An 824-nucleotide genomic window follows, 5' to 3' on the forward strand; every position below is an offset into this window, starting at 1 on the left:
GGATGTGTCGCAAACTTTTAGAATGGCCAAAGTAGCGACTTACCGCACGCACTCATCCTGCGATCTCGGCAAATTGCCGAAAGCCACATGTCTTAGTGCTGGGGAATTGCTGCTTTCGGATCATGTTCGCAACCTCAATACCGTCCAGAGTAGCCGAAGCGGATCTGAACGATTTAAACCCGCACATGTGCCGCACGCGACGTTTGATAAACCGATGATCCTGCTCGATCAGGTTATTCAAATACTTGGACCTGACCGTTTGGATTTTGGCTGGGCAGCCAAACCGATTAAGCATTTTGTTCACCTCTCGAATGCCCGCCGCGTTAGCGCCACTTTTGTCGATGACGATCTTGCTCGGGATTCCATTTGAAGACAGCGCTTTGGCAAAGAATCTAGCGGCTGCTGGACGGTTCCTGCGCTCGGACAGCATGAAATCAAGGGTATTTCCTGCCTTGTCGACGGCCCGATAGAGGTACATCCATTTGCCGCGAACACGAATATAGGTCTCGTCCATGCGCCAGGAGCTCAGCGTTGGGCGTTTTTTCGATTGCGCTCTTGCTGCGATCATAGGTGAATACTTCACAACCCACCTGTTAAGTGTAGCGTGGTCCACCTGCACGCCGCGTTCGGCCATGATCTCTTCAAGGTCACGATAGGAAACCGTGTACCGCAGGTAGAAGTATACAGCGTACAAAACCGCATCCTTGGGAAAATGGCAGCCTTTCAATGAGATCATGTTGAAACCTGTTCGAAAACTATTCGATGGGAACAAACGTCAGATCACGCATGTTCGTCAAATAGTCCCCAGAGTTTGCGACACATCC

At 50.7% G+C, this 824-nt stretch carries 1 protein-coding gene; it reads right to left on the minus strand.

Annotated features, from left to right (window positions below):
• Positions 1-52 precede the first annotated feature (52 nt).
• Positions 53-736: an IS6 family transposase gene (locus ACR0K1_RS25610; protein WP_480852324.1), complete on the minus strand. Its 684-nt coding sequence runs from the start codon at positions 734-736 to the stop codon at positions 53-55.
• Positions 737-824 lie beyond the last annotated feature (88 nt).

This window comes from Ruegeria sp. F5 (assembly GCF_056533845.1).